This window comes from Halomonas sp. I5-271120 (assembly GCF_030553075.1).
Classification (GTDB): Bacteria; Pseudomonadota; Gammaproteobacteria; order Pseudomonadales; family Halomonadaceae; genus Onishia; species Onishia taeanensis_A.
Genome location: NZ_CP130701.1, coordinates 1,140,093 through 1,160,256 on the forward strand (window position 1 = coordinate 1,140,093; position 20,164 = coordinate 1,160,256).

Genomic DNA, 20,164 nt, shown 5'->3' on the forward strand with positions numbered 1-20,164 from the left:
GAGCGCTGCAAGGGAAAGGGAGTCAAGCGGGCGAGCCGCATGAGAGGGACCAGAAGCCCAAGGGCTGGGCTCAGCGGTCCTCTTCGTCATCGGCGGCGACACGATCCCGGCGGTCGCTTTCTTCCTCGATGACGTCATCGATGACCGCCATGAGATCATCGACATCGACCTCGTGGGTGTCGTGGGCGAAGCAGCCGGTCAACTGACTGTCGGGAGTGAGCTCGCCGGCCTCGAAGCGGGCCCAGATCTCATGGCCGTACTCGGTTTCCAGCAGCGACGGGGCGAAACGGCCGAAATAGGCGCGCATGCGATCCACATCCCGGCGCAGCATCATCGCCGCACTATTGTTGCCGGCGGCATCCACCGCTTGAGGCAGGTCGATGATCACCGGCCCCGCGGCGTCGAGCAGGACGTTGAACTCCGACAGGTCGCCGTGCACCAGGCCAGCACACAGCATGCGCACGACCTCGCGGATTACCTGATCATGGTAGTCCAGCGCCTCGGCCTCGCTCAGCTCGCAGTCGTCCAGGCGCGGCGCAGCGCTGCCTTCGGCGTCGGCGACCAGCTCCATCAGCAGCACGCCATCGATGAAGCCATGCGGCTCAGGTACGCGCACCCCGGCCGACGCCAAGCGGTAGAGGGCATCGACCTCGGCATTCAGCCAGGCGGATTCCTGCTCCTGCTGGCCGTAACGGGTCTTCTTCGCCATCGCCCGGGCGCGGCGACTGTTTCGCACCTTGCGGCCTTCCTGATATTGCACCGCCTGCTTGAAGCTGCGCTGGCTGGCTTCCTTGAAGACCTTGGCACAGCGCAGGGTGTCGCCGCAGCGCACCACATAGACATTGGCTTCCTTGCCGCTCATCAGCTGACCTTCCACGGCGTCAATCATGCCGTCGTCGACGAGCGGTTGCAGTCTCTTGGGTATCTTCATAACGCCTTCACGGGCCCTGCCTTGCCGGTTGCGCGCCCATCAGTCAGGCGCTGTATGCATCATCGCATGTTCACAGGGGGAGAGGGTAAACCACTGCAGGCAAAATTCGGCCTGCGTCATCGCTATCGCTGCCCTCTCAGCGACTCACCGCCGTTTTCAGGCCAGCATGAAAACGCCCGCCCACGGCGAAGCCGGGGCGGGCGCAGGGTTAACATCAGGCGGATCAGGCCGCTTGATCATCCTTGAGGCTGGCCATGTCGATGACGAAGCGATACTTCACGCCGCCCTTCTGCATGCGCTCGAAGGCCTCATTGATGTTCTTGATATCGAGCATCTCGATATCGCAGGTGATGTCATGCTCGGCACAGAAATCCAGCACTTCCTGGGTTTCCGCCAGGCCGCCGATCAGCGAGCCGGCCAGCACGCGGCGCTTCATCACCAAGTTGCCGCCCACCAGCGCCGGATCCACTTCCTGGATCAGGCCGACCAGGATGTGAGTCCCGTCGTACTTGAGCGTCGCGAGGTAGGGGTTGAGGTCGTGGGGAACCGGCACGGTGTCGAGCAGGAAGTCGAAGTGCTCGGCCGCGGCCGCCATCTGCTCATCGTCGGTGGAGACGATGACATGATCGGCGCCCTGCTTCTTGGCCTCAGCGACCTTGGATTCCGAGCGGGTGAACAGCGTGACTTCACAACCCAGCGCCTTGGCAAACTTGACGCCCATGTGACCCAGGCCGCCCATGCCGATGATGCCGACCCGGTCGCCGGCCTTGACGCCATAGTGGCGCAACGGGGAATAGGTGGTGATGCCGGCACACAGGATCGGTGCCGCCACGGCCGGATCGAGCTTGTCGGGAATCGAGACCACAAAGTGCTCACTGACGACCACTGAATCGGAATAGCCGCCCTGGGTCATGGTGCCGTCGTGGCGATCCGGGCTGCCATAGGTCATGGTCATGCCTTCCAGGCAGTACTGCTCCAGGTCGTCCTTGCAGGCACTGCAGTGGCGGCAGGAATCCACCATGCAACCTACACCGACCACATCGCCGACCTTATATTTAGTGACATCGCTACCCACTGCGGTGACGCGGCCGACGATCTCGTGGCCCGGCACCAGCGGATACTGGCTCATGCCCCAATCGTTGCGGGCGAAGTGCAGGTCAGAGTGGCAGACACCGCAGTAGTCGATCTCGATGGACACGTCGTCCGGGCGCGGTGTGCGACGCTCGAAGCTGAACGGGGCGAGGTCCGACTCGGCCGAATGGGCGGCATAAGCGTTGGCTTGATGGCTCATGAGTTGCGTGTCCTCCTGAGAGAGTTGGGCTCATGCAAATGATGAGAGAGCACCATTGTGGTCCTGCGACCGCATCACTGCGACAAACGATCCTGCGTCATTTTTGCCTATTCCTCCAAATCATGACGCCCAGCAGCGGGTTTTCTCGCCAAAAACGGCATTATTCAGTCATCATAGGGGCATACGGCCTAGCTGTGACGCACCGGCTCTCACCGACTCTCTTCTACCTACTCTCTCACCGACTTTCCGTGGCCCAGCAACTTAGGCTGACCGCCTTGATTGACCACTACCGACAGGAATCGCCCATGTCGCTCTCTTCCCGCCTGATGACGCTGATCAAGCCGCTGATCGATCGCGACGGATTCACGCAAAGCGCGGTACCTGCGGTCTCGTTGATGGCCTGCCACCACCAGGTGCCGCGCACCCCACTGATGTACGAGCCGAGCCTAGTGATCGTGATCCAGGGCCGCAAGATCGGCTATCTCGGTGATCGCGAGATCCACTACGATCCGGGCCAGTATCTGGTGCAGACCCTGCCGCTGCCCTTCGAGTGCGAGACCTTCGCCACGCCAGACTCCCCGCTGCTCGGCCTTTCCGTGCGGATCGACCCAGCGATGCTCAGCGAACTGGTGCTCGAGACAGGGCTTGAAACAGGGCCCGACACCGGAGGCGACGCGACATCGCACTCAAACGAACCGCTGCCGATGGCGTCGGTGGCGATGACCGCCAGCATGCAGGAAGCGGTCGTGCGGCTGCTGCGCGCCCTGAACGACCCGCTGGATGCACGCGTGATGGGCGAGGCCCGGGTGAGAGAAGTGATCTTCGAGGCCTTGAAGGGCGAACAGGGCGCGGCGCTGCGTGCTCTGGTGAATCATCAGGGCCACTATTCTCAGATCATCCAGGCACTGGCCCAGATGCATGCCGACGTCACCCATAACGCCTCGGTCGAGGTGCTGGCTCGGGATGCCCACATGAGCGTCTCGTCGTTCCATCAGCACTTCAAGCAGGTGACCCGCGCCACGCCGCTGCAATACCTGAAGCGACTGCGCCTGATCAAGGCGCGCCAGCTGCTGAGCCATGACGACCTGAACGTCAACCAGACCGCCGATGCGGTGGGCTATCGCAGCGTTGCCCAGTTCAGCCGCGACTACAAGCGCACCTTCGGCGCCAGCCCCCTGCAGGATCGTCGCCAGAACCGCAGCCTGTCCGATGCCGACGCCAGCTGATCGCTCACGGCGGCAGGCGCCTGCCCTATCCACCAACCCTATCCACCAACCCTATCCACCGGCCCTATCCACCGGCCCTATCCTGGCCTGACCTGAGGTGACCGGACCTGAGTTGATCCCAGTCAGGGTGACCGCTGAGCGCATCGACTAGGCTAAGGCCTGGTGACTATTTCTGCCGTCCCAGGCTAATGCCAACAAGTGAGCGCCGACGTGTCGATTCGCAATCTGGATGCCCTGTTCACCCCCTCTTCCATCGCCCTGATCGGCGCCAGCAACCGCCCGGACTCGGTAGGTGCGGTGCTGGCCAAGAATCTCTACGAGGGCGGCTTCGCCGGGCCGGTGATGACCGTCAACCCGCATGAGACCGCGATCCGCTCGACACTCAACTACCGCTCGGTGGCCGAGCTGCCGATCGCCCCGGACCTCGCCGTGATCTGCACCCCGCCGAACACGGTGGTGGAGCTGGTCAGTGAGCTTGGCGAGCGAGGCTGTCGCGCCGCGGTGGTGATCACGGCAGGCTTCGGTGAAGGTAACCATGCAGAGGGGCAGGCGCTCAAACAGGCGGTGCTGGATGCCGCTCGGCCTCACCAGATGCGCATCATCGGCCCCAACTGCCTGGGGATCATGGCGCCCCATGCCGGCATCAATGCGAGCTTCGCCCATGTCGCACCGACCCCCGGAAATCTGGCCTTCGTCACCCAGTCCGGCGCGGTGGCCACCTCGGTACTCGACTGGGCCGTGAACCGCGGCATCGGTTTTTCGCACATGTCGTCGCTCGGCGCGATGAGTGATGTCGACTTCGGCGACATGCTTTATTACCTGGCACTCGACCCGCACACCCATGCGATCCTGCTCTATGTCGAGGCGGTTAGCGAAGCCCGCAAGTTCCTCTCGGCGGCGCGCATGGCCTCGCGCAACAAGCCGGTCGTGGTGGTCAAGGCCGGTCGCAGTGACGACGGCGCCCGGGCGGCGTTATCGCATACCGGCGCAATGGCCGGCGCCGATGCGGTCTATGACGCGGCCTTCCGCCGCGCCGGCATGTTGAGGGTCAAGACACTCGACGAGCTGTTCCAGGCGGTAGGCACCCTGGCCTCCGGCGTGCGGGTCAAGGGCGACCGGCTCGCGGTACTGACCAACGGCGGCGGCATCGGCGTGCTGGCGGTGGACGAGCTTGCCGAGGGTAACGGCCGACTGGCCGAGCTGTCCCCTGAGACCCTCGCCCACCTGGACACTCGCCTGCCGGCCACCTGGTCCCACGGCAACCCGGTGGATATCCTCGGCGATGCCACCGGCGAGCGCTATGTGGTGGCGCTTGAGGCGCTGATCGAGGCCGATGACGCCGACGCCATCCTGATCATCAACTGCCCGACGGCCGTGGCCGACAGCTTTGGGGCCGCCCAGACGGTGATCAACACCTTGCATACCCGCCACCTGCCGGTGCTCAGCTGCTGGTTGGGCGAAGCCGCTGGCGCCGAGGCGCGCCGGCTCTTCGCCGACCGCCGCCTGCCCTTCTACGACACGCCCGAGCAGGCGGTACAGGCCTTTGGCCACCTGTGGCAGTACCACCGCAACCACGAACTGCTGATGGAAACGCCCCCGGCGGTCACGGACCTACCCGAGGACGCGCCGTCCAAGGCCAATGCAATCATCGACGCGGTGCTGGGCGAGGGACGCGACGTGCTCACCGAACCCGAGGCCAGCGCCCTGCTGGCCGCGTTCGGGGTGCCGGTGGTGCCTGCTCGCCAAGCCCGGGACGGCGAGGAGGCTGCCCGCTTGGCCGCCGAGCTGGGCTTCCCCGCGGTGGTGAAAATTCTGTCGAAGGACATCAGCCACAAGTCCGATGTGGGCGGCGTAAAAATCGACCTGACCTCCAGTGAGGCCGTGAGTAGGGCCACCGAGGACATGCTGGCCCGGGTACGTCAATCGAGCCCCGAGGCACGCATCGAAGGGGTCAACGTGCAGCCGATGATCAGCCGTCCCGGCGCCTTCGAGCTGATTCTGGGCGTCGCCGAGGACCCGATCTTCGGCCCGGTGATTCTGTTTGGCCAGGGAGGCACAGGAGTGGAAGTGATCGGCGACCGAGTGATCGGCCTGCCGCCGCTGAATCCCTTGCTGGCACGGGAGATGATCGAGCGCACCCGCGTATCGCGGCTGCTCAAGGGCTATCGCGACCGCCCCGCCGTGGATATCGAGGCCATCGTGCTGGCATTGGTCAAGCTCTCGCAGCTCGTCGCCTGCCTGCCGCGGGTGGTATCGCTGGATATCAACCCGCTGCTGGCCGATGCCGGCGGCGTGATCGCTCTGGATGCCCGGGTCGTGGTGCGCGATGCCAGCAAACCGAGAGCGCCAATGACCATCCGCCCCTATCCGCGGGAGCTCGCCCACGACATCGTCACCCAGTCCGGCCAGCACTACCGCCTGCGGCCGATCCGCCCCGAGGACGAAGACGCCCTGGTGGAGATGCTCAGACGCTCAGATCGCGGCGACATCCGGCTACGCTTCTTCGCCGCGATCAAGCGCTTCGATCATGCCTTCGCCGCCCGCCTGACCCAGCTCGACTACGAGCGCGAAATGGCCTTTGTCGCCCAGCCCCAGGACGCCGACAGCATTCTCGGCGCCGTTCATCTGATCGCCGAGCCCAATCAGGAGCGCGCCGAATTCGCGGTAATGGTGAGAAGCGACATGAAGCAGTCGGGGCTGGGCTACTGCCTGATGCAGGCGATGCTCGACCACGCCCAACGCATGGGGATTACCTGGGTAGAAGGCGAGGTGATGCTGGAAAACGATGCCATGCGCCGTATGGCCAGAGAGCTCGGCTTCAAGGAGCAGGAGTTGGAGCGCGGCGCCGACTCGGTGGCCATCTCGCTCAAGCTCGACCATGCCGCAGACGACGACACGGACGGTTCCAAGAACGATTCCAAGAACGATTCCAGGAACGATTCCAAGAACAATGGCTCGGGCTCGGCACCTGACACCGCCACCCCTGCCGAGTCAGCCAACCCCGACTAAGCGCGACGGTGGCTACCCATCGCCGTGGATGTCGGGAATACGCTGCAAATGCAGATGGCGCGCCAGGCGGATCGCCGGGCGCACCAGGAACTGGAAGCTGCCTATGATGAACATCCAGATCGCTAGATGCTCCTGAGCGGGATACAGGAACAGAATGCTGCCCGCCAGAAACCATAGCGCAATAAGCACATCGTTGAAGATGCTCAGCGCCTCGTAGCGCTGGCGGATGACCAGCTCCTCATGGCCCACATGCAGGGTAAGCGAGTTTTCGGATTGTTGCTGGGCCATGCGCGCCTCCTTTTAGCCATGCGTATGAACGTGCTGACAAACGAGTGTGATTGCCTTGCCTAGCGGCTGACCCGCCGGGCGCGAAATGAGCGCCCCTTGAGCTTGCCATTGGCGAGCTGATCGAGGGCTGCCTTGGCCTGTTCGCGGCGCACCGCGACGAAGGTGCTGCGATCTAGCACCTTGATTTTGCCTACCGCATCGCCGGCGATGCCTCCTTCGCCGGTCAGGGCGCCAAGGATATCGCCAGGGCGCACCTTCTGCTTACGCCCGCCGTCGATCTGCAACGTCACCATCGGTGGCGCAAGGGGCGCCTCGGCGAGCGCCTGGCGAGACGGCAGCGTCTCAGGTGCAAAGGCCTCGTCGAGGCGCTCGCCGAGCTTCTCCAGGCGAAACGCCTCCTTCGGGCCATAAAGGGTACAGGCGATACCGCTGCCCCCGGCCCGCCCGGTGCGGCCGATCCGGTGCACGTGCACCTCGAGCTCGCGGGCGATGCCGTAGTTGAAGACCGCATCCAGAGCGTCGATATCCAGGCCACGAGCGGCCACGTCGGTCGCGACCAGGATCGAGGCGCTCTGATTGGCGAACAGCACCAGGGTGCGATCCCGGTCGCGCTGCTCGAGGTCACCGTGCAAGGCCAGGGCGCTGAAGCCGTGCTCGCAAAGCGCTTCGGCCACCTCGCGCGTCTCGCGCTTGGTGTTGCAGAACACGACGCTGGTGGCGGGCCGGTGGGTCAGCAGCAGCAGGCGCAGGGCCTCGAAGCGCGCGTCTTCGTCGGCCACCTGGAAGAAGTGCTGACGGATGCTGGTGCTATCGTGGGTCGATTCGACCTCCACCGTGACCGGCTCGCGCATCAGCGACTCGGCGATCGGGCGAATGGCATCGGTATAAGTGGCGCTGAACAGCAGCGTCTGGCGATCTTTAGGCGTAACGCCGATGATCGCCTCCAGGGCGTCCTTGAAGCCCATGTCGAGCATGCGATCGGCTTCATCGAGCACCAGGGTCGAGAGCGCATCGAGGGACAGGGTGCCCTTGCGCAGATGTTCTTCGACGCGGCCGGGCGTACCGACGATCAGGTGGGCGCCGTGCTCCAGCGAGCCACGCTGCGGGCCGAAGGGCGCACCGCCGCACAGCGTCAGCACCTTGACGTTGGGCAGTGCGCGGGCCAGGCGGCGCAGCTCGCCGGCCACCTGGTCAGCAAGCTCGCGGGTCGGGCACAGCACCAGCCCCTGAACGTCCAGGCGCGCGAGGTCGAGCCTCGACAGCAGCCCCAGGCCGAAGGCCGCGGTCTTGCCCGAGCCGGTCTTGCCGCGCCCGATCACGTCACGGCCGTCAAGCATCGGCGGCAGACTCTGGGCCTGGATCGGCGTCATGGCGTGATAGCCCAGCGCGTCGAGATTGGTCAGCAGCGCATCGGCCAGTGGCAGGCGCGCGAAAGAGGTGGCATCAGACACGGTGGGCGGTCCTTGGCAGCGGGAAAAAGCGAGGATGGGCAGGATACCAGACCCTTGCCGTGATCGTCTGGAAACCGCGCGGCATCTCGCGGCAAGAAATACCCCTGTTACCGATTTCGGTTGTTCAGTAAGATTTCCGCTTCGATCACGACGCAACAGGATGACACGATGGGCAGGGCCTTCCAGAACCGCAAGGAATCCATGGCCAAGACGGCCGATGCGAAAACCAAGGTCTACAGCAAGTACGGCCGTGAGATTTACGTGGTCGCCAAGTCGGGCGGTACCGACCCCAGCAGCAACCTGACGCTGCGCGGCCTGATCGAACGCGCCAAGAAGGATCAGGTGCCTTCGCACGTGATCGACAAAGCGTTGGACAAGGCTGCCGGCGCCGGCGGCGAGGACTTCTCGCCGGCCCGCTACGAAGGCTTCGGCCCGGCCAGCTGCATGATCATCGTCGAGTGCCTGACCGATAACCCCAACCGCACCTTCGGCGACGTGCGCAACGCCTTCAACAAGGGCAAGGGCAAGATCGGCACGCCGGGCAGCGTCAGCCACATGTTTGACCACTGTGCGATCCTGCGCTTTGCCGGCGAGGACGAGGAGGACGTGCTGGAGTCACTGATGGAGGCCGATGTCGATGTCACCGACATCGAGAACGAGGAGGGCCACATCACCGTTTTTGCGCCACATACCGAGTATGCCAAGGCCAAGCAGGCGCTGATCGACACTTACGGCGAGATGGACTTCGAAGTCGACGAGATCCAGTTCCTGCCCCAGACCCATACGCCGGTCGAGGGCGACGACGTGGCCCCGTTCGAGAAGCTTCTCGATATGCTCAACGACCTGGACGACGTGCAGAACGTCTACCACAACGCCGAGCTGTAAGCCTGTCGCGCCGGGCTCATTCGCGGCCCGGCGCATGCGCCTAACTACGCCTAACTACACCTAACTACACCTAACTACACCTAACTACACCTAACTACACCTAACTACGTCTACATACGCCTAGCTACGTCTATCTACGCCCATTCGTAAGCGTTCGCCAAACACCGCTTGTCAGTGATCAGACGTTGTGCTGCCAGTGATGGGGCAGAAGCTCGTGGATCTGGCTGGCCTTGTGTGTCGGTAGCCGTTCCAGCACGTCCTTCAGGTAGGCATAGGGCTCGTGGCCGTTGAGCTTGGCGCACTGGATCAAGCTCATGATGGTAGCGGCGCGCTGGCCACTGCGCAGTGACCCGGCGAATAGCCAGTTGCTGCGGCCCAGCGCCCAAGGGCGGATCAGGTTCTCGACCCGGTTGTTATCGATAGGTAGTCGGCCGTCATCCAGATAGCGCGTCAACGCCGCCCAACGCTTCAGGCTGTAGTCCAGCGCTTTCGCCGTCGCCGAACCATTCGGCACCTTTTCTCGGTGGGCCAGCATCCAGCGGTGCAGCGTGTCGGCGAGAGGTCTGGCTCGAGTGTCGCGTAACCGCTGGCGTTCTTCCTCGGTCAATGGCTGGGCCTCGCGCTCTAGTTGGTAGAGCTGGCCGATCAGCTCGATGGCCTGCTCGGCGATCTGGCTCTTGCCGGCTACATGCAGATCAACGAACTTGCGCCGCGCATGAGCCATGCAGCCGATCTCGGTGACGCCGTTGGCGAAGCTTTGCTTGTAGCCGCTGTAGTCGTCGCAGACCAGCTTGCCCCGCCACTCGCCGAGGAAGTCGCGGGCATGCTGACCACTGCGTCCCTCGCTGAAGTCGTAGACGACGGCCTTCAGGCCGGCGTAGGGCGTGGTGGCGTAAGCCCAAAGGTAGGCGCGATGTGTCTTCTTCTTGCCCGGGGCCAGCATCGGCACCGGCGTCTCGTCGGCATGCAGCACCGGCTCACTGAGCAGCAGCTTACGTAGGGCATCGATCAGCGGCTGAAGCCGCACGCCGCAGATGCCGACCCACTCGGCCAGAGTGGAGCGCGGAATCGCCACGCCGGCACGGGAGAAGATCTGCTCCTGGCGATACAGTGGGAGGTGATCGGCGTACTTGGCGATCAGCACCTGGGCCAGCAGACCGGCGGTGGGGATGCCCTTGTCGATGATCTGCGCCGGCATCGGCGCCTGGGTCAGTGTCTCGCAGTGATCACAGACCCACTTGCCACGGATATGGCGCTCGACATGGAATACGCCCGGCGTGTAGTCGAGCTTCTCGCTGACCTCCTCGCCGATCCGCCGCAGCTGACAACCACACGGGCAGTGATCATTCTCTGGGTCATGGTGAATCTCGGTGCGCGGCAGTTCGGGAGGCAAAGAGGCGCGCTTGGGCGTCTTCTTGGGCGCCGATGACGCATCGGTCGTGACCAGGTCTTCCAACTCAGTCTCGATGGCGGCGATGTCGGCATCCACCCCATCCTCCAGCAGACTGATCTGCAGAACGTTGAGCTGCTCGCTGCGCTTGCCGAAGGCGTGGCGCTTGAGCAGCGCCAGTTCATAGGTCAGCTTCTGATTGACCTGCTCGCTGTGGCGGAGCGCTTTATCCTTTTCCTCGACCTGCGTCATCAGCGTTGCCGCCAGGTGGCGGAGCTGATCGGGAGAGAGCTGAGACAGGTCGGGAGGCATGTTCATTCGCTGAGTATGCCAACCTGCCGTGGGGAGTGGGATTGGCACTTCAGCGAATAGCGAGCCGGGAGATTCTGTGCCTTATCTGGCTCGGTATGTCAGACCACCGAGATCACGCCACCGGCGCCGAGACGTTGCCAGGGTAGGCCCTGAACCAGCGCCGTGACCTGCTCTGGGCAGAGCTCGACGCGATCGCCGTGCCGGTGGCTGGCCCAGTGGAACTTGCCCTGGTTCAGACGCCGGGCGCACAGCCAGATGCCCAGGCCATCGTGAACCAGCACCTTCATACGGTTGCCGCGCCGGTTGGCGAACAGATAGGCACAGTGCGGTCGGGCGGCACCGAAGACCTTCACCACCCGGGCCAGTGCCGTATCCGGTCCGGCGCGCATATCCAACGGCTCCGTCGCCAACCAGATCTCGTCGATGCGGATCATGCGAGCAGCTCTCGGATCAGAGATCGACACGCGTCGGCCTCCGAGGCAGGCCACTCGATGACCATCGGGCCGTTGGGGTGCGGGATCGTGAGGCGAATACGGTCCGTCACCTGATTTTGGCGAGCGACCGGTAATGAGGCACTGGCCATGGGCACCGGCACAAACGCCGGTGCTTCTGGCGCGGCAGTCCGCTGGCGGGCGGCGCGGATCCACTTGTGGACCAAGTTGGCATTCAGGCTGTGCTCCAGGGCAACCCCGGCCACGGAGGCACCCGATTGCTGGCAGGCCTCAACGATTCTTGCCTTGAACGCGGTGGTGAAGCGACGACGCTTCCGAGGGGCTTCCGGCACGCTTAAGTCAGTCATGGTAGGTGTCCACTTATTAATAGGTGGGCACCTACTGTGATGGAATTCAGGTACTTTCGGCAGATGGGTTCACCGGGCGGTTACGCCCATTCGGCGCCACACTGGCGTGACGTAGGCCGGGACAACACTGCTGATGCCGGGCTAGATAGCGGTGAAGAGACGGTGACGAGACGGTTTCGCGACCTGGGCAAGCTCGGGGCCTGGGCAATCCAGGTAACTAGGCACTCTCGCGAAACAGGATCACGTAGCGCCTTCGCTCTTCGCGAATGACACCATTCGCCGTGACCCGCACCGTCCGCAGCTGGCCGTCACGTCGCTCGAACTGGCACTCCTTTTGCCAGCGCTTTCCCTGATCGAGCATGTCGACCAGATCGGGATGCATCATTAGAAACAGCCGCATGGCCGAACTGGCCTCTTCCTTCGGAAAGCCGCTCATCTCCGCAAAGGCGCTGTTGGAGATCAGCACCTGCTGCTGCTCGTCGAGCACGATGGCCGCATCGCGGGTTTCGGCAAGCACTTCCTTGGTCAGGTCGAGCTCCTCCTCGGTCTGTTCGATGTCGGTGATATCGGTGGCGATGCCGCCAATCAGGTAAGGCGCGCCGTGATCATCGGTGATCGGGAACTTGCTGAACAGAAAGCTCCGCACCCCCGAGCGCGTGTTGAGAACCTGCTTGTATTTGACCGGCTCGCAGTTAAGCAGCACATGACGGTCCATCGCCAGCGCATACTCCATGATCTCGTGATCGAGCACTTCCCACATCGGCCGTCCCAACAGTTGTTGCGTCGTGGTGTTCAACGCCTTGGCATATTGTTGGTTGACCAGGCAGTAGCGGTGATCCAGGTCCTTGAGAAAGATCAGGTCGGGGGAATGCTCGATGATGCCGGCCAGGTACTTGTCGCGCTCGTGGATGCGCCGCAGCATCTCCTCGAAGGCCCGGCCGACGCGGGTAAACTCCTCGAAACGCCCGTCATTGAAGGGTTGGGGCACCCCGCTGTCCGGCACCTGCTCGGCATAGCGGGTCAGGTTACCCAGCGCGCTGGAGGTCAGCCGGTTGATCACCAACATCATGATGACACCAAGCGCCACCACCATCAGGGTGGCATACACCAAGTTGGTGGTATAAATATCGCGCAAGGCATGGTAGCTGTCGCTGGGCAGCGCCGTCAGAACACGATAGGCCTCACTCCGGTCGACCCTGAGCACATGCTCGCGCAGGATACCCGCCGAGGTGATGCGCACCTCATCATCGGAGGCTTTCAGAGCGTTGAGTTGCTGCAAGGCATTCGCACCGCTCTCCAGCGAATCGAGGATCGTATCCCCCTGACTCAATGCAATCGCGCGAGCGCCAAACATCGACTGCAGCTCGTTGAGAATCCAGAAGTTGTCGTTGAGCAACACGAAGGTATGCAGTCGGCCAACCACCTCGCCAAGCCGCGGCTCGACCACCGGCAGCGTCAGTCGTAGCAGGCTATAGTGCGTCTTTTGGGTATCAGGACCGATATCGGCGTCGACCGTTACCCAACGCCCCAACCGCGGCTCTGAACGGCTCAGCGCCTCAAGCGGCAGCTGTAGGTTCAGCAGGCTGACATTGGGTGCTGCCTGAAATTCACCATCGTGCTCGATTACCATGGCATCGATATAGCGGGAGTAGCTGTCCCGCATCAGCCCATGCATGGCCTGATCCAGCAGGGCATTATCGTCGAGCATCAGGGCCCGCTCGAGCGCCGCGGACTGGCTGACCTCCTCGCTGTACTGACGAATGTTGCGAAAATGACTCTCGACGACGCTATCCAGCATGCGCTGGTCGCGAGTCTGTGCCTGCTCCGCTTCCTGCTTCAGCGCGCGCTCCGACCCCAGATAGGCAGTCGTCAGCAAGGTCAGCGACACCCCCGCAAGCATCGCCAGCACCAGCGCCAGCAATAGCCGCGAGAAACGCCAGGTCCTCATTTGAGTGCTCCTGCGGCAAGCTCATTTGCCAAGGCGTCACCGGCCATGTCGCTGGCACCGCCACGTTCACCGCGACGGCCACCCTCGTCATTGTCATTATTATTGTTATCGTCAGCGCCGCCGCTGAGGCGAAACGCCTGGCGTTCGAGATACCCGAGCACCTCGGGCGACACCGAACGCTCGACCAGCATCATCTGGCCGGAAAAGACCTGAGGCACCCGCTGTGGCGCCTGCATCAGATCCAGCTTGATGGCCTCGGCCATGGCGATGCCGTTGTCGTCGTTCATCCGCATTACGGTCAGGTCGAGTTCTCCTCGCCGAAGCGCCGCCAGTTCTGCCTTGCCGCCGCCCCAGCCGTTGATCAGCACATCCATGCGCCCTGCTTCACGAAGCGCACGCAAAGCGCCCAGAGCGGTATCCGTGGCGCTGGCAAAGATCATCTTCAGGTCCGGATGTTGCTTGAGCGCGCGCTGCGTGGCGCGATAGGCTTTTTCGGCCTCACCATTAGTGTAGAAGGCTCCGACCTGTTCGATATCGGGATACTTGGCGGCGGCAGCGGCAAAAGTCCCGCCTCGCATCTCGCTGACATATCCCGGAGCGAAATACAGCATCAGATACTTGCCACGGTAGTCGATGAGTTCAAACATCCGCTCGGCAAGTAGCTGCGTTCCCTGCACATGGTCGAAGCCGACGTACAGGAAAGGCGGTGTGCTCTGCCAGTCCGCCAGCGGTGTTGTGATGTTCTGCAGGATCAAGCGTGTTCGGTGCTGAGCCAGGATGCGCTCGATCATCCGGCTATGGGGCAGCAGGTCCAGGGTAAAGGCCAGGTAATCGGGGTCCCATCTCAGGGCGTCAGCGAGCTGCTGTTCTTGAAGGTCCAGGTCCCCACCGGGACGGGAGAAGTAGGTCTTGAGCTCGAAGGGAATCTGGAGCCGTTCCAGACGACGAGCCATCGCCCTGCTACTGCGCCGCCAGTAGCCCGAGGCCTGCTGGCCGGGGTAGACCATGGCAATACGCACCGCGCGTGCCGGCGGCGTGGCCAGCGGTTCCGCCGGTGCCTCAACCTGCTCAGCAAACTGCGCCATTAGCTCACGTTGTTCGGGATAGCGGTCCAGGTGTTCATTGATGTTCAGATAGCCCGGCGCCGCCGCATAGGGCGATGCCGCGGCCGCCAAGGGGATAAAGCATTGCAGCAGCAGCGTGATCAACGCCAGCTCTCGACACCATCTTGCCATGGGCCACCTCTTCCTGGGCCTCCGCCCTCCATACCAACTCCCTTTGGGCCATCGCCGGTCCGGCAGCGGAAACACTATGCCAGCCGCCAGGCCGAACACTTCGCAGCGCACGCCACGATTTCTGCAGTAAATAGGTGACATGCGAGCCTGCCAGGTAGCGACATGAAGTCGTGCGGTTACGTCAGGAGCGATGTTACGGGTGTGCGACGTCTCGGCCAACGTCCAGGACGAAAGAGGCCCACTCAGCGCCGGTCACGAGTCTCTGCGAGGCCGCGCTCAGCTAACGCATCGCTTGGCGGCGTACATGTCGTTGTCGGCATGGCGGAACAGCTGCTGACGGTCACTCCCCTGCTCGGGGTACAGCGCGGTGCCTATGCTCACCGTTATGTCGAGTTCGAGCCGCTGACCGCCCAGACTGAAAGGCTCGGCAAGCGCAGCACGAATCTTGTCCGCCACAACGGCGACCGAAGGCTTCCCCGCGATACCGGTCAGCAGCACCGTGAACTCATCACCGCCCATGCGCCCCACCATGTCGGACTCGCGCACGATACTCTCGAGTCGTCGAGCCACCTCGCAAAGCAGTTGGTCGCCCGCCTCGTGCCCAAGGGTATCGTTGATGTCCTTGAAGCCATTCAGGTCGAGATACAGGAGCGCCAAATGCTCGCGAGAGCGATGGGCGCGCTTCAAGCACATGTCGAAATGCTGATTGAAGAGCATACGGTTGGGCAGTTCGGTCAGCGGGTCATGTCGGGCCATGTGCTGCAGACGGGTCTCTGTCTGCTTGCGCGAGATGGCGGCAGCGACCTGAGTGGACACGAACTGCAAGAGCCCCTTTTCCTCCTCAGTGTAGCGAATGACATCGGTATAGCTCTGCATCACCACGGCACCGATCACCCCCGCCTGCGAAATCAGCGGCACGCCCAGCCAGTCGACCCATTCCTGGCCCTGCGCTTCGGCCTGCTCAGCAGTGATCAGCAGCGCCTTACCGCTGTGAATGACCTCGGCGAGAGGCGTGCCGGACACTAGCGGCTGCGATGCCGGTAAAGGCACCCGCTCATCGATGTAATAAGGGAAGGTTAGCCAGCCCTTTGCCGCATCGAACAGGGCCACCTGAAAGTTGTCCGCCGGCAGCAATTCGTCAATCACCTGATGAATCAGCTGGTAGAGCTCGACCAGGCCATCGGCCTGGTACGCTGCCTCGGAAATCCGGTAGATCGCCTGCTGCACGCGCTCGGCTCGCTTGATCTCGGTGATGTCTCGAGCCACCGCCAAACGAATGCGTTCGTCCTCCAGCCAGCGCGCCGTCCACATGATATCGACGACGTGCCCATCCCTGTGGATGTAGCGATTCTCGAAATGCATCTTGAGCTGGCCGTCCATGACCTCGGAGGCGGTGGCCAGCGTGCGCTCCCGATCATCCGGATGCACCAGCTCGATCATGGCCGTGCCAATCAATTCCTGCTGGGTATAGCCAAGAAGGCGTTCGCAGGCGGAACTGATGAACACGAAGCGCCCCTCGACATCGACCGCACAGACCGCGTCAGGCAATAGATCCAGCAGTTTGTCGAGGAGCAGCTCGGAATTCATATCGCCTCAATCCAAGGTCAGCAAGGCACGCTTACGCAGTCCCGATGCATAGTACGGCACTCAGGCAAGCAGCCGTTGAGCAAACAGCCGTTGAGAAGGAAGCGGCATTAGGCTGTTAATGTAAAAGACTTCTCTTTGGTATTCGAATGATTGTGCGCTTTCCTTTCGAATACCGTCGGCTATGGAGCAACCTCATGTCCCGATCCTCGCTGGGCATCCTGCTGGCAGCGGTCCTGTTCATGCTCGCGGGCTGTGGCGATTCCTCAGCCCCCGCAGCAGACCTGGCCACTCCCGAAGAGACCGGTGTCCTCAAGGTCGCCACGCGCAACGGCGCCACTACCTATTATTTCGACCGCCACGAAAACCCCGCCGGCCCCGAATACGACCTGACACGGCGCTTCGCCGAAGATCAAGGCTGGGAGATCGAGTGGTCGCTCTTTGATTCTACCTCCCAGGTGCTCGAGGCCCTCGAGTCCGGCGAGGTCCACCTGGCCGCCGCGGGGCTGACCCAGTTGCCCAGCCGGGATCAGCGTTTCGCACCGGGGCCCGGCCACACCGATATCGTCGAACAACTGGTCTGCCACCGGGATATGCGTCCCCTGCCTCGCCAAATCGAGGACCTGACCGACGTGGAGATCCGCGTCACCGCGGCGTCGAGCTATTCGCAGCAGCTCGCCTCGCTGGTCAATGATCAGACCGGTATCTCCTTCGAGGAGGACCCACGTTCCACCGAGGTGCTGCTAGAAGCGGTGGCCAACCGGACGCTGGACTGTACCGTCGCCGACTCCAACATCGTCAGGGTGGTGCGTCGCCACTTCCCCCATCTGGAAGTCGCCATGAACCTGACCGCCGGCAGCACCCTGGGCTGGTACCTGCCTCACGGGCAAGAGGCGCTGGCCGACCAGGCGAAAGACTGGATGGATAGCGACGCGGGCCAAGCCGCCATCGAGGCGATGACCGAACAATACTACGCCTATATCGGCGAGTTTGATTTCGTCGACCTGCGCGCTTTGAACCGTCGCATTGACGACCGCCTGCCGAACTTCATCGACCTGTTCCTCGACGCAGAGAAAAGTACCGGCATGTCGGCCGATCTGCTGGCCGCCCTGGCCTATCAGGAATCCCACTGGGACCCCAGCGCGGTCTCCCCCACCGGCGTGCGCGGCATCATGATGCTGACCCGCAACACCGCCGAGTCGCTGGGCGTGACCAACCGCCTGGACCCTGAGGCCGCCATCGACGGCGGCGCCCGCTATCTGGCCGACCGCCATGCGCGACTGCCCGAAGATATCCCCGAACCGGACCGCACCTATCTCGCGCTTGCCAGCTACAACATCGGCCGCGGCCACCTGCTGGACGCCCGCGAACTGGCCCGCAGCCTGGGCAAGAATCCAGATTCCTGGGAAGACATGAAGGAGGTACTGCCGCTCAAGGCCGACAAGCGCTACTACCCGCAGACGCGCTACGGCTATGCCCGCGGCTACGAGCCGGTGCACTACGTCAAGCGCATCCGCAACTACATGGACGTGATTGGCCCCGCCATCGACCCGCTGGAGATTGCCGAGGCCAACATGACGTCGACCCAGGCGCCTTCACATAACGCATCCACGCAGTAGCCATCACCACGAAAGGCACAGCGACCAAGGCCTGCCGCGCCATGAGCGCGCGGCAGGGCCTTCGTCACCTAGACCCGAGTGCTAGAACAACTTAAGTGCCAGCCCCCGGAGCAAGAACACCCCTTGGGCTGGAGAAGAACCAGGCTGGAAGAGAACGGGGCTAAATCACTCGCGTCCCAGGAAGGCGTGAATTGCCGAGAAGTCATCGCGGCCGCGCCCGGCCTGCTTGGCGCTGCCGTAAAGCGACTTGGCCAGCGAGGCCAGGTAGAGCGGCTGGTCCGCCTCATGGGCGGTCTGCTCCAGCAGGTGAAGGTCCTTGTGCATCCACTCCAGCGGGAACTGCGCCTCATAGTCACCTTCGCGAATCAGCTCGGCCTTGCCGGCCAGAAACGGCGCGGACACCGGCAGGTTGGGCAGCATGTCCATCAGGAAATCCTTCGAGAAACCCAGCTTCTCGCCCAGCAGGGCCGTTTCGGCATAGACCAGCATGGACTGCGCCAGCTGCGCATTGACCAGCATCTTGAAGGCCGACCCCTGACCGACGGCGCCGACATGCAGCGTCTTGCGGCCCATCGACTCCAGCAGTGGCTCAAGTGTCTCGAGTTCACGTGCCTCGCCGCCAACCAGAAAGGTCAGGGTGCCATCCTCGGCCGGCTGCTTGGTGCCGGCGACCGGCGCATCGACGAAACGCAGCCCGCTGGCCTGGGCGCGCTGGGCAGCGTCACGGCTGAAGGACGGGTTGACCGTTGAACAGTCGACCCATAGCGCGCCCTGTGGCATCGCCGCCACGAAGCCGTCCTCGGCAAACGCCACCGTCTCCACGACCTCGGGGGAAGGCAGCATGGTGAAGACGATATCCGCCTGTTCGACGGCCTGAGCATAGGAGGTAGCCCGATTGGCACCGGCACTCTCCAGAGCCGCCATGGGCTCCGGCGAGCGGTTGAAGACCGTCAGTGAGACGGCCGGGTTGTCGAGCAGGTTGCGGGCCATGCGCCCGCCCATGATGCCAAGGCCAATAAAGGTAACGTTCATGATTGCACTCCCTGTCGAGAAGGGTGGGCCGTCTGACGGACGGGGTTTCAGAAACCGCGCAATACGATCTTGCCGCGCCCCTTGCCGGATTCCAGCAGCGCGTGCGCGCGCAGCAGGTTCTCGGCGTTGATGGTGCCGAACTCTTCGGCGAGGGTCGTGGTCAGCTCGCCGCGGTCGACCATCTCGGCCACCCGCTCGAGCAGCCGGTGCTGTTCGATCATGTCTTCTGTCTGGAAGAGCGAGCGAGTGAACATGAACTCCCAATGCACCGATACGCTCTTGCGCTTGAACGGCATGATGTCGAACGACGCGGGGTCATCGATTACCGCAAGCCGCCCCTGGGGTGCGATCAGCTCGGCGATCGCGGCCAGGTGCTCGTCGGTATGGGTCAGGCTCGCCACATAGTTCACGGAAGGAAGGTCGGCTGCCTTCAGTTCGTCGACCAGCGACTGGCGGTGATCGATGACATGGTCGGCGCCCAGCTCCTGCGCCCAGGCACGGGTTTCCGGCCTTGAAGCGGTCGCGATCACGGTCAGGTCGGTAAGCTGCTTGGCGAGCTGGATCATGATCGAGCCCACGCCGCCAGAAGCACCGATGATCAGCAGCGAACCGGCGTTTTCCTTGGCCACCTGCAGGCGATCGAAGAGCATTTCCCAGGCGGTGATCGTGGTCAGCGGCAGCGCCGCCGCCTCGGCAAAGCCAAGTGATGTCGGCATTTTGGAGACGATGCGCTCATCGACCTGATGGAACTGCGCATTGGTGCCGCTACGATCGACAGCACCGGCATACCAGACCTTGTCGCCGGGCTGAAACAGGGTCACGTCCTCACCGACGGCCTCAACCACGCCGGCGGCATCCCAGCCCAGCACCTTGTACTCGCCACCCTCAGGCGACACGTTCTGACGAATCTTGGTATCGACCGGGTTGACCGAGACGGCCTCGACACGCACCAGAAGATCGCGGCCCTGAGCCTCGGGGGTCGGCAGCTCGATATCCTCGAGTGCTTCTGAGGCAGTGACCGGCAGCGACTGCTTATAACCAACGGCTTTCATGGTGAGCTCCTATCAGCAAGTGTATTGCCGACCGAGTATAGGGGTACCATGGTGGCTAACAAGTATGCACATTCCTGTGCGGTAGTGATTTTTCCGTGCCTTAGCCTCTATA

At 63.1% G+C, this 20,164-nt stretch carries 16 protein-coding genes; 4 read left to right on the forward strand and 12 right to left on the reverse strand.

What is annotated here, in order from left to right; translation table 11 throughout:
* Positions 1–70 precede the first annotated feature (70 nt).
* Together Q2K57_RS05020 and Q2K57_RS05025 are read right to left on the reverse strand one after the other, a co-directional pair.
* Complete coding sequence (locus tag Q2K57_RS05020; RefSeq protein ID WP_304526225.1) at positions 71–931, reverse strand: PA4780 family RIO1-like protein kinase; 861 nt, start codon at positions 929–931, stop codon at positions 71–73.
* A gap of 223 nt (positions 932–1,154) precedes the next feature.
* Complete coding sequence (locus tag Q2K57_RS05025; RefSeq protein ID WP_304526226.1) at positions 1,155–2,222, reverse strand: NAD(P)-dependent alcohol dehydrogenase; 1,068 nt, start codon at positions 2,220–2,222, stop codon at positions 1,155–1,157.
* 305 nt (positions 2,223–2,527) lie between these two features.
* Between Q2K57_RS05025 and Q2K57_RS05030 the strand changes: the two genes are divergently transcribed.
* On the forward strand, positions 2,528–3,448 hold the full coding sequence (locus Q2K57_RS05030; RefSeq protein WP_304526227.1) for an AraC family transcriptional regulator: 921 nt from the start codon (positions 2,528–2,530) through the stop codon (positions 3,446–3,448).
* 210 nt (positions 3,449–3,658) lie between these two features.
* Entirely contained in the window at positions 3,659–6,457 is a 2,799-nt protein-coding gene (locus Q2K57_RS05035; RefSeq protein ID WP_304526228.1) for a bifunctional acetate--CoA ligase family protein/GNAT family N-acetyltransferase, read from the forward strand.
* Positions 6,458–6,469: 12 nt separating this feature from the next.
* Here Q2K57_RS05035 and Q2K57_RS05040 read toward each other — a convergent pair whose 3' ends face one another.
* Positions 6,470–6,745, reverse strand: coding sequence for a YrhK family protein (locus Q2K57_RS05040; protein WP_304526229.1), 276 nt, complete (start codon positions 6,743–6,745; stop codon positions 6,470–6,472).
* Between the two features lie 59 nt (positions 6,746–6,804).
* Complete coding sequence (dbpA, locus tag Q2K57_RS05045; protein WP_304526230.1) at positions 6,805–8,196, reverse strand: ATP-dependent RNA helicase DbpA; 1,392 nt, start codon at positions 8,194–8,196, stop codon at positions 6,805–6,807.
* Between the two features lie 168 nt (positions 8,197–8,364).
* Between dbpA and Q2K57_RS05050 the strand changes: the two genes are divergently transcribed.
* Positions 8,365–9,081: a YebC/PmpR family DNA-binding transcriptional regulator gene (locus tag Q2K57_RS05050; protein WP_304526231.1), complete on the forward strand. Its 717-nt coding sequence runs from the start codon at positions 8,365–8,367 to the stop codon at positions 9,079–9,081.
* Between the two features lie 178 nt (positions 9,082–9,259).
* Here the strand turns inward: Q2K57_RS05050 and Q2K57_RS05055 are convergent, their stop codons facing one another.
* From Q2K57_RS05055 to Q2K57_RS05080, 6 genes are all read right to left on the reverse strand, one after another.
* On the reverse strand, positions 9,260–10,789 hold the full coding sequence (locus Q2K57_RS05055; RefSeq protein WP_304525928.1) for an IS66 family transposase: 1,530 nt from the start codon (positions 10,787–10,789) through the stop codon (positions 9,260–9,262).
* A gap of 92 nt (positions 10,790–10,881) precedes the next feature.
* On the reverse strand, positions 10,882–11,217 hold the full coding sequence (tnpB, locus tag Q2K57_RS05060) for an IS66 family insertion sequence element accessory protein TnpB (RefSeq protein ID WP_304524918.1): 336 nt from the start codon (positions 11,215–11,217) through the stop codon (positions 10,882–10,884).
* Positions 11,214–11,582, reverse strand: a complete 369-nt coding sequence (locus Q2K57_RS05065) for a transposase (RefSeq protein ID WP_304525929.1) — start codon at positions 11,580–11,582, stop codon at positions 11,214–11,216. The genes tnpB and Q2K57_RS05065 overlap by 4 nt, the downstream gene beginning before the upstream one ends.
* A 217-nt stretch (positions 11,583–11,799) precedes the next feature.
* Complete coding sequence (locus Q2K57_RS05070; protein ID WP_304526232.1) at positions 11,800–13,530, reverse strand: PAS domain S-box protein; 1,731 nt, start codon at positions 13,528–13,530, stop codon at positions 11,800–11,802.
* Positions 13,527–14,765 (reverse strand): substrate-binding domain-containing protein, encoded by a 1,239-nt coding sequence (locus Q2K57_RS05075; RefSeq protein WP_304526233.1) that lies wholly within the window; start codon positions 14,763–14,765, stop codon positions 13,527–13,529. The genes Q2K57_RS05070 and Q2K57_RS05075 overlap by 4 nt, the downstream gene beginning before the upstream one ends.
* Positions 14,766–15,041: 276 nt before the next feature.
* Positions 15,042–16,352: a sensor domain-containing diguanylate cyclase gene (locus tag Q2K57_RS05080; RefSeq protein WP_304526234.1), complete on the reverse strand. Its 1,311-nt coding sequence runs from the start codon at positions 16,350–16,352 to the stop codon at positions 15,042–15,044.
* Positions 16,353–16,546: 194 nt separating this feature from the next.
* Here Q2K57_RS05080 and mltF point away from each other — a divergent pair, with 194 nt between their 5' ends.
* Positions 16,547–17,968, forward strand: coding sequence for a membrane-bound lytic murein transglycosylase MltF (mltF, locus tag Q2K57_RS05085; RefSeq protein WP_304526235.1), 1,422 nt, complete (start codon positions 16,547–16,549; stop codon positions 17,966–17,968).
* 165 nt (positions 17,969–18,133) lie between these two features.
* Here mltF and Q2K57_RS05090 read toward each other — a convergent pair whose 3' ends face one another.
* Positions 18,134–19,000, reverse strand: a complete 867-nt coding sequence (locus Q2K57_RS05090; protein ID WP_304526236.1) for an NAD(P)-dependent oxidoreductase — start codon at positions 18,998–19,000, stop codon at positions 18,134–18,136.
* A 47-nt stretch (positions 19,001–19,047) separates the two neighbouring features.
* Entirely contained in the window at positions 19,048–20,052 is a 1,005-nt protein-coding gene (locus Q2K57_RS05095; RefSeq protein WP_112053798.1) for a zinc-binding alcohol dehydrogenase family protein, read from the reverse strand.
* Between the last annotated feature and the right edge of the window lie 112 nt (positions 20,053–20,164).

Excerpts from the sequence above, each read along its gene's own strand:
- Q2K57_RS05020 (WP_304526225.1), bottom strand. The coding sequence starts at position 931 with ATGAAGATACCCAAGAGACTGCAACCGCTCGTCGACGACGGCATGATT.
- Q2K57_RS05025 (WP_304526226.1), bottom strand. The coding sequence starts at position 2,222 with ATGAGCCATCAAGCCAACGCTTATGCCGCCCATTCGGCCGAGTCGGAC.
- Q2K57_RS05030 (WP_304526227.1), top strand. The coding sequence starts at position 2,528 with ATGTCGCTCTCTTCCCGCCTGATGACGCTGATCAAGCCGCTGATCGAT.
- Q2K57_RS05040 (WP_304526229.1), bottom strand. The coding sequence starts at position 6,745 with ATGGCCCAGCAACAATCCGAAAACTCGCTTACCCTGCATGTGGGCCAT.
- Q2K57_RS05050 (WP_304526231.1), top strand. The coding sequence starts at position 8,365 with ATGGGCAGGGCCTTCCAGAACCGCAAGGAATCCATGGCCAAGACGGCC.
- Q2K57_RS05055 (WP_304525928.1), bottom strand. The coding sequence starts at position 10,789 with ATGAACATGCCTCCCGACCTGTCTCAGCTCTCTCCCGATCAGCTCCGC.
- tnpB (WP_304524918.1), bottom strand. The coding sequence starts at position 11,217 with ATGATCCGCATCGACGAGATCTGGTTGGCGACGGAGCCGTTGGATATG.
- Q2K57_RS05065 (WP_304525929.1), bottom strand. The coding sequence starts at position 11,582 with ATGACTGACTTAAGCGTGCCGGAAGCCCCTCGGAAGCGTCGTCGCTTC.
- Q2K57_RS05070 (WP_304526232.1), bottom strand. The coding sequence starts at position 13,530 with ATGAGGACCTGGCGTTTCTCGCGGCTATTGCTGGCGCTGGTGCTGGCG.
- Q2K57_RS05075 (WP_304526233.1), bottom strand. The coding sequence starts at position 14,765 with ATGGCAAGATGGTGTCGAGAGCTGGCGTTGATCACGCTGCTGCTGCAA.
- Q2K57_RS05080 (WP_304526234.1), bottom strand. The coding sequence starts at position 16,352 with ATGAATTCCGAGCTGCTCCTCGACAAACTGCTGGATCTATTGCCTGAC.
- mltF (WP_304526235.1), top strand. The coding sequence starts at position 16,547 with ATGTCCCGATCCTCGCTGGGCATCCTGCTGGCAGCGGTCCTGTTCATG.
- Q2K57_RS05090 (WP_304526236.1), bottom strand. The coding sequence starts at position 19,000 with ATGAACGTTACCTTTATTGGCCTTGGCATCATGGGCGGGCGCATGGCC.
- Q2K57_RS05095 (WP_112053798.1), bottom strand. The coding sequence starts at position 20,052 with ATGAAAGCCGTTGGTTATAAGCAGTCGCTGCCGGTCACTGCCTCAGAA.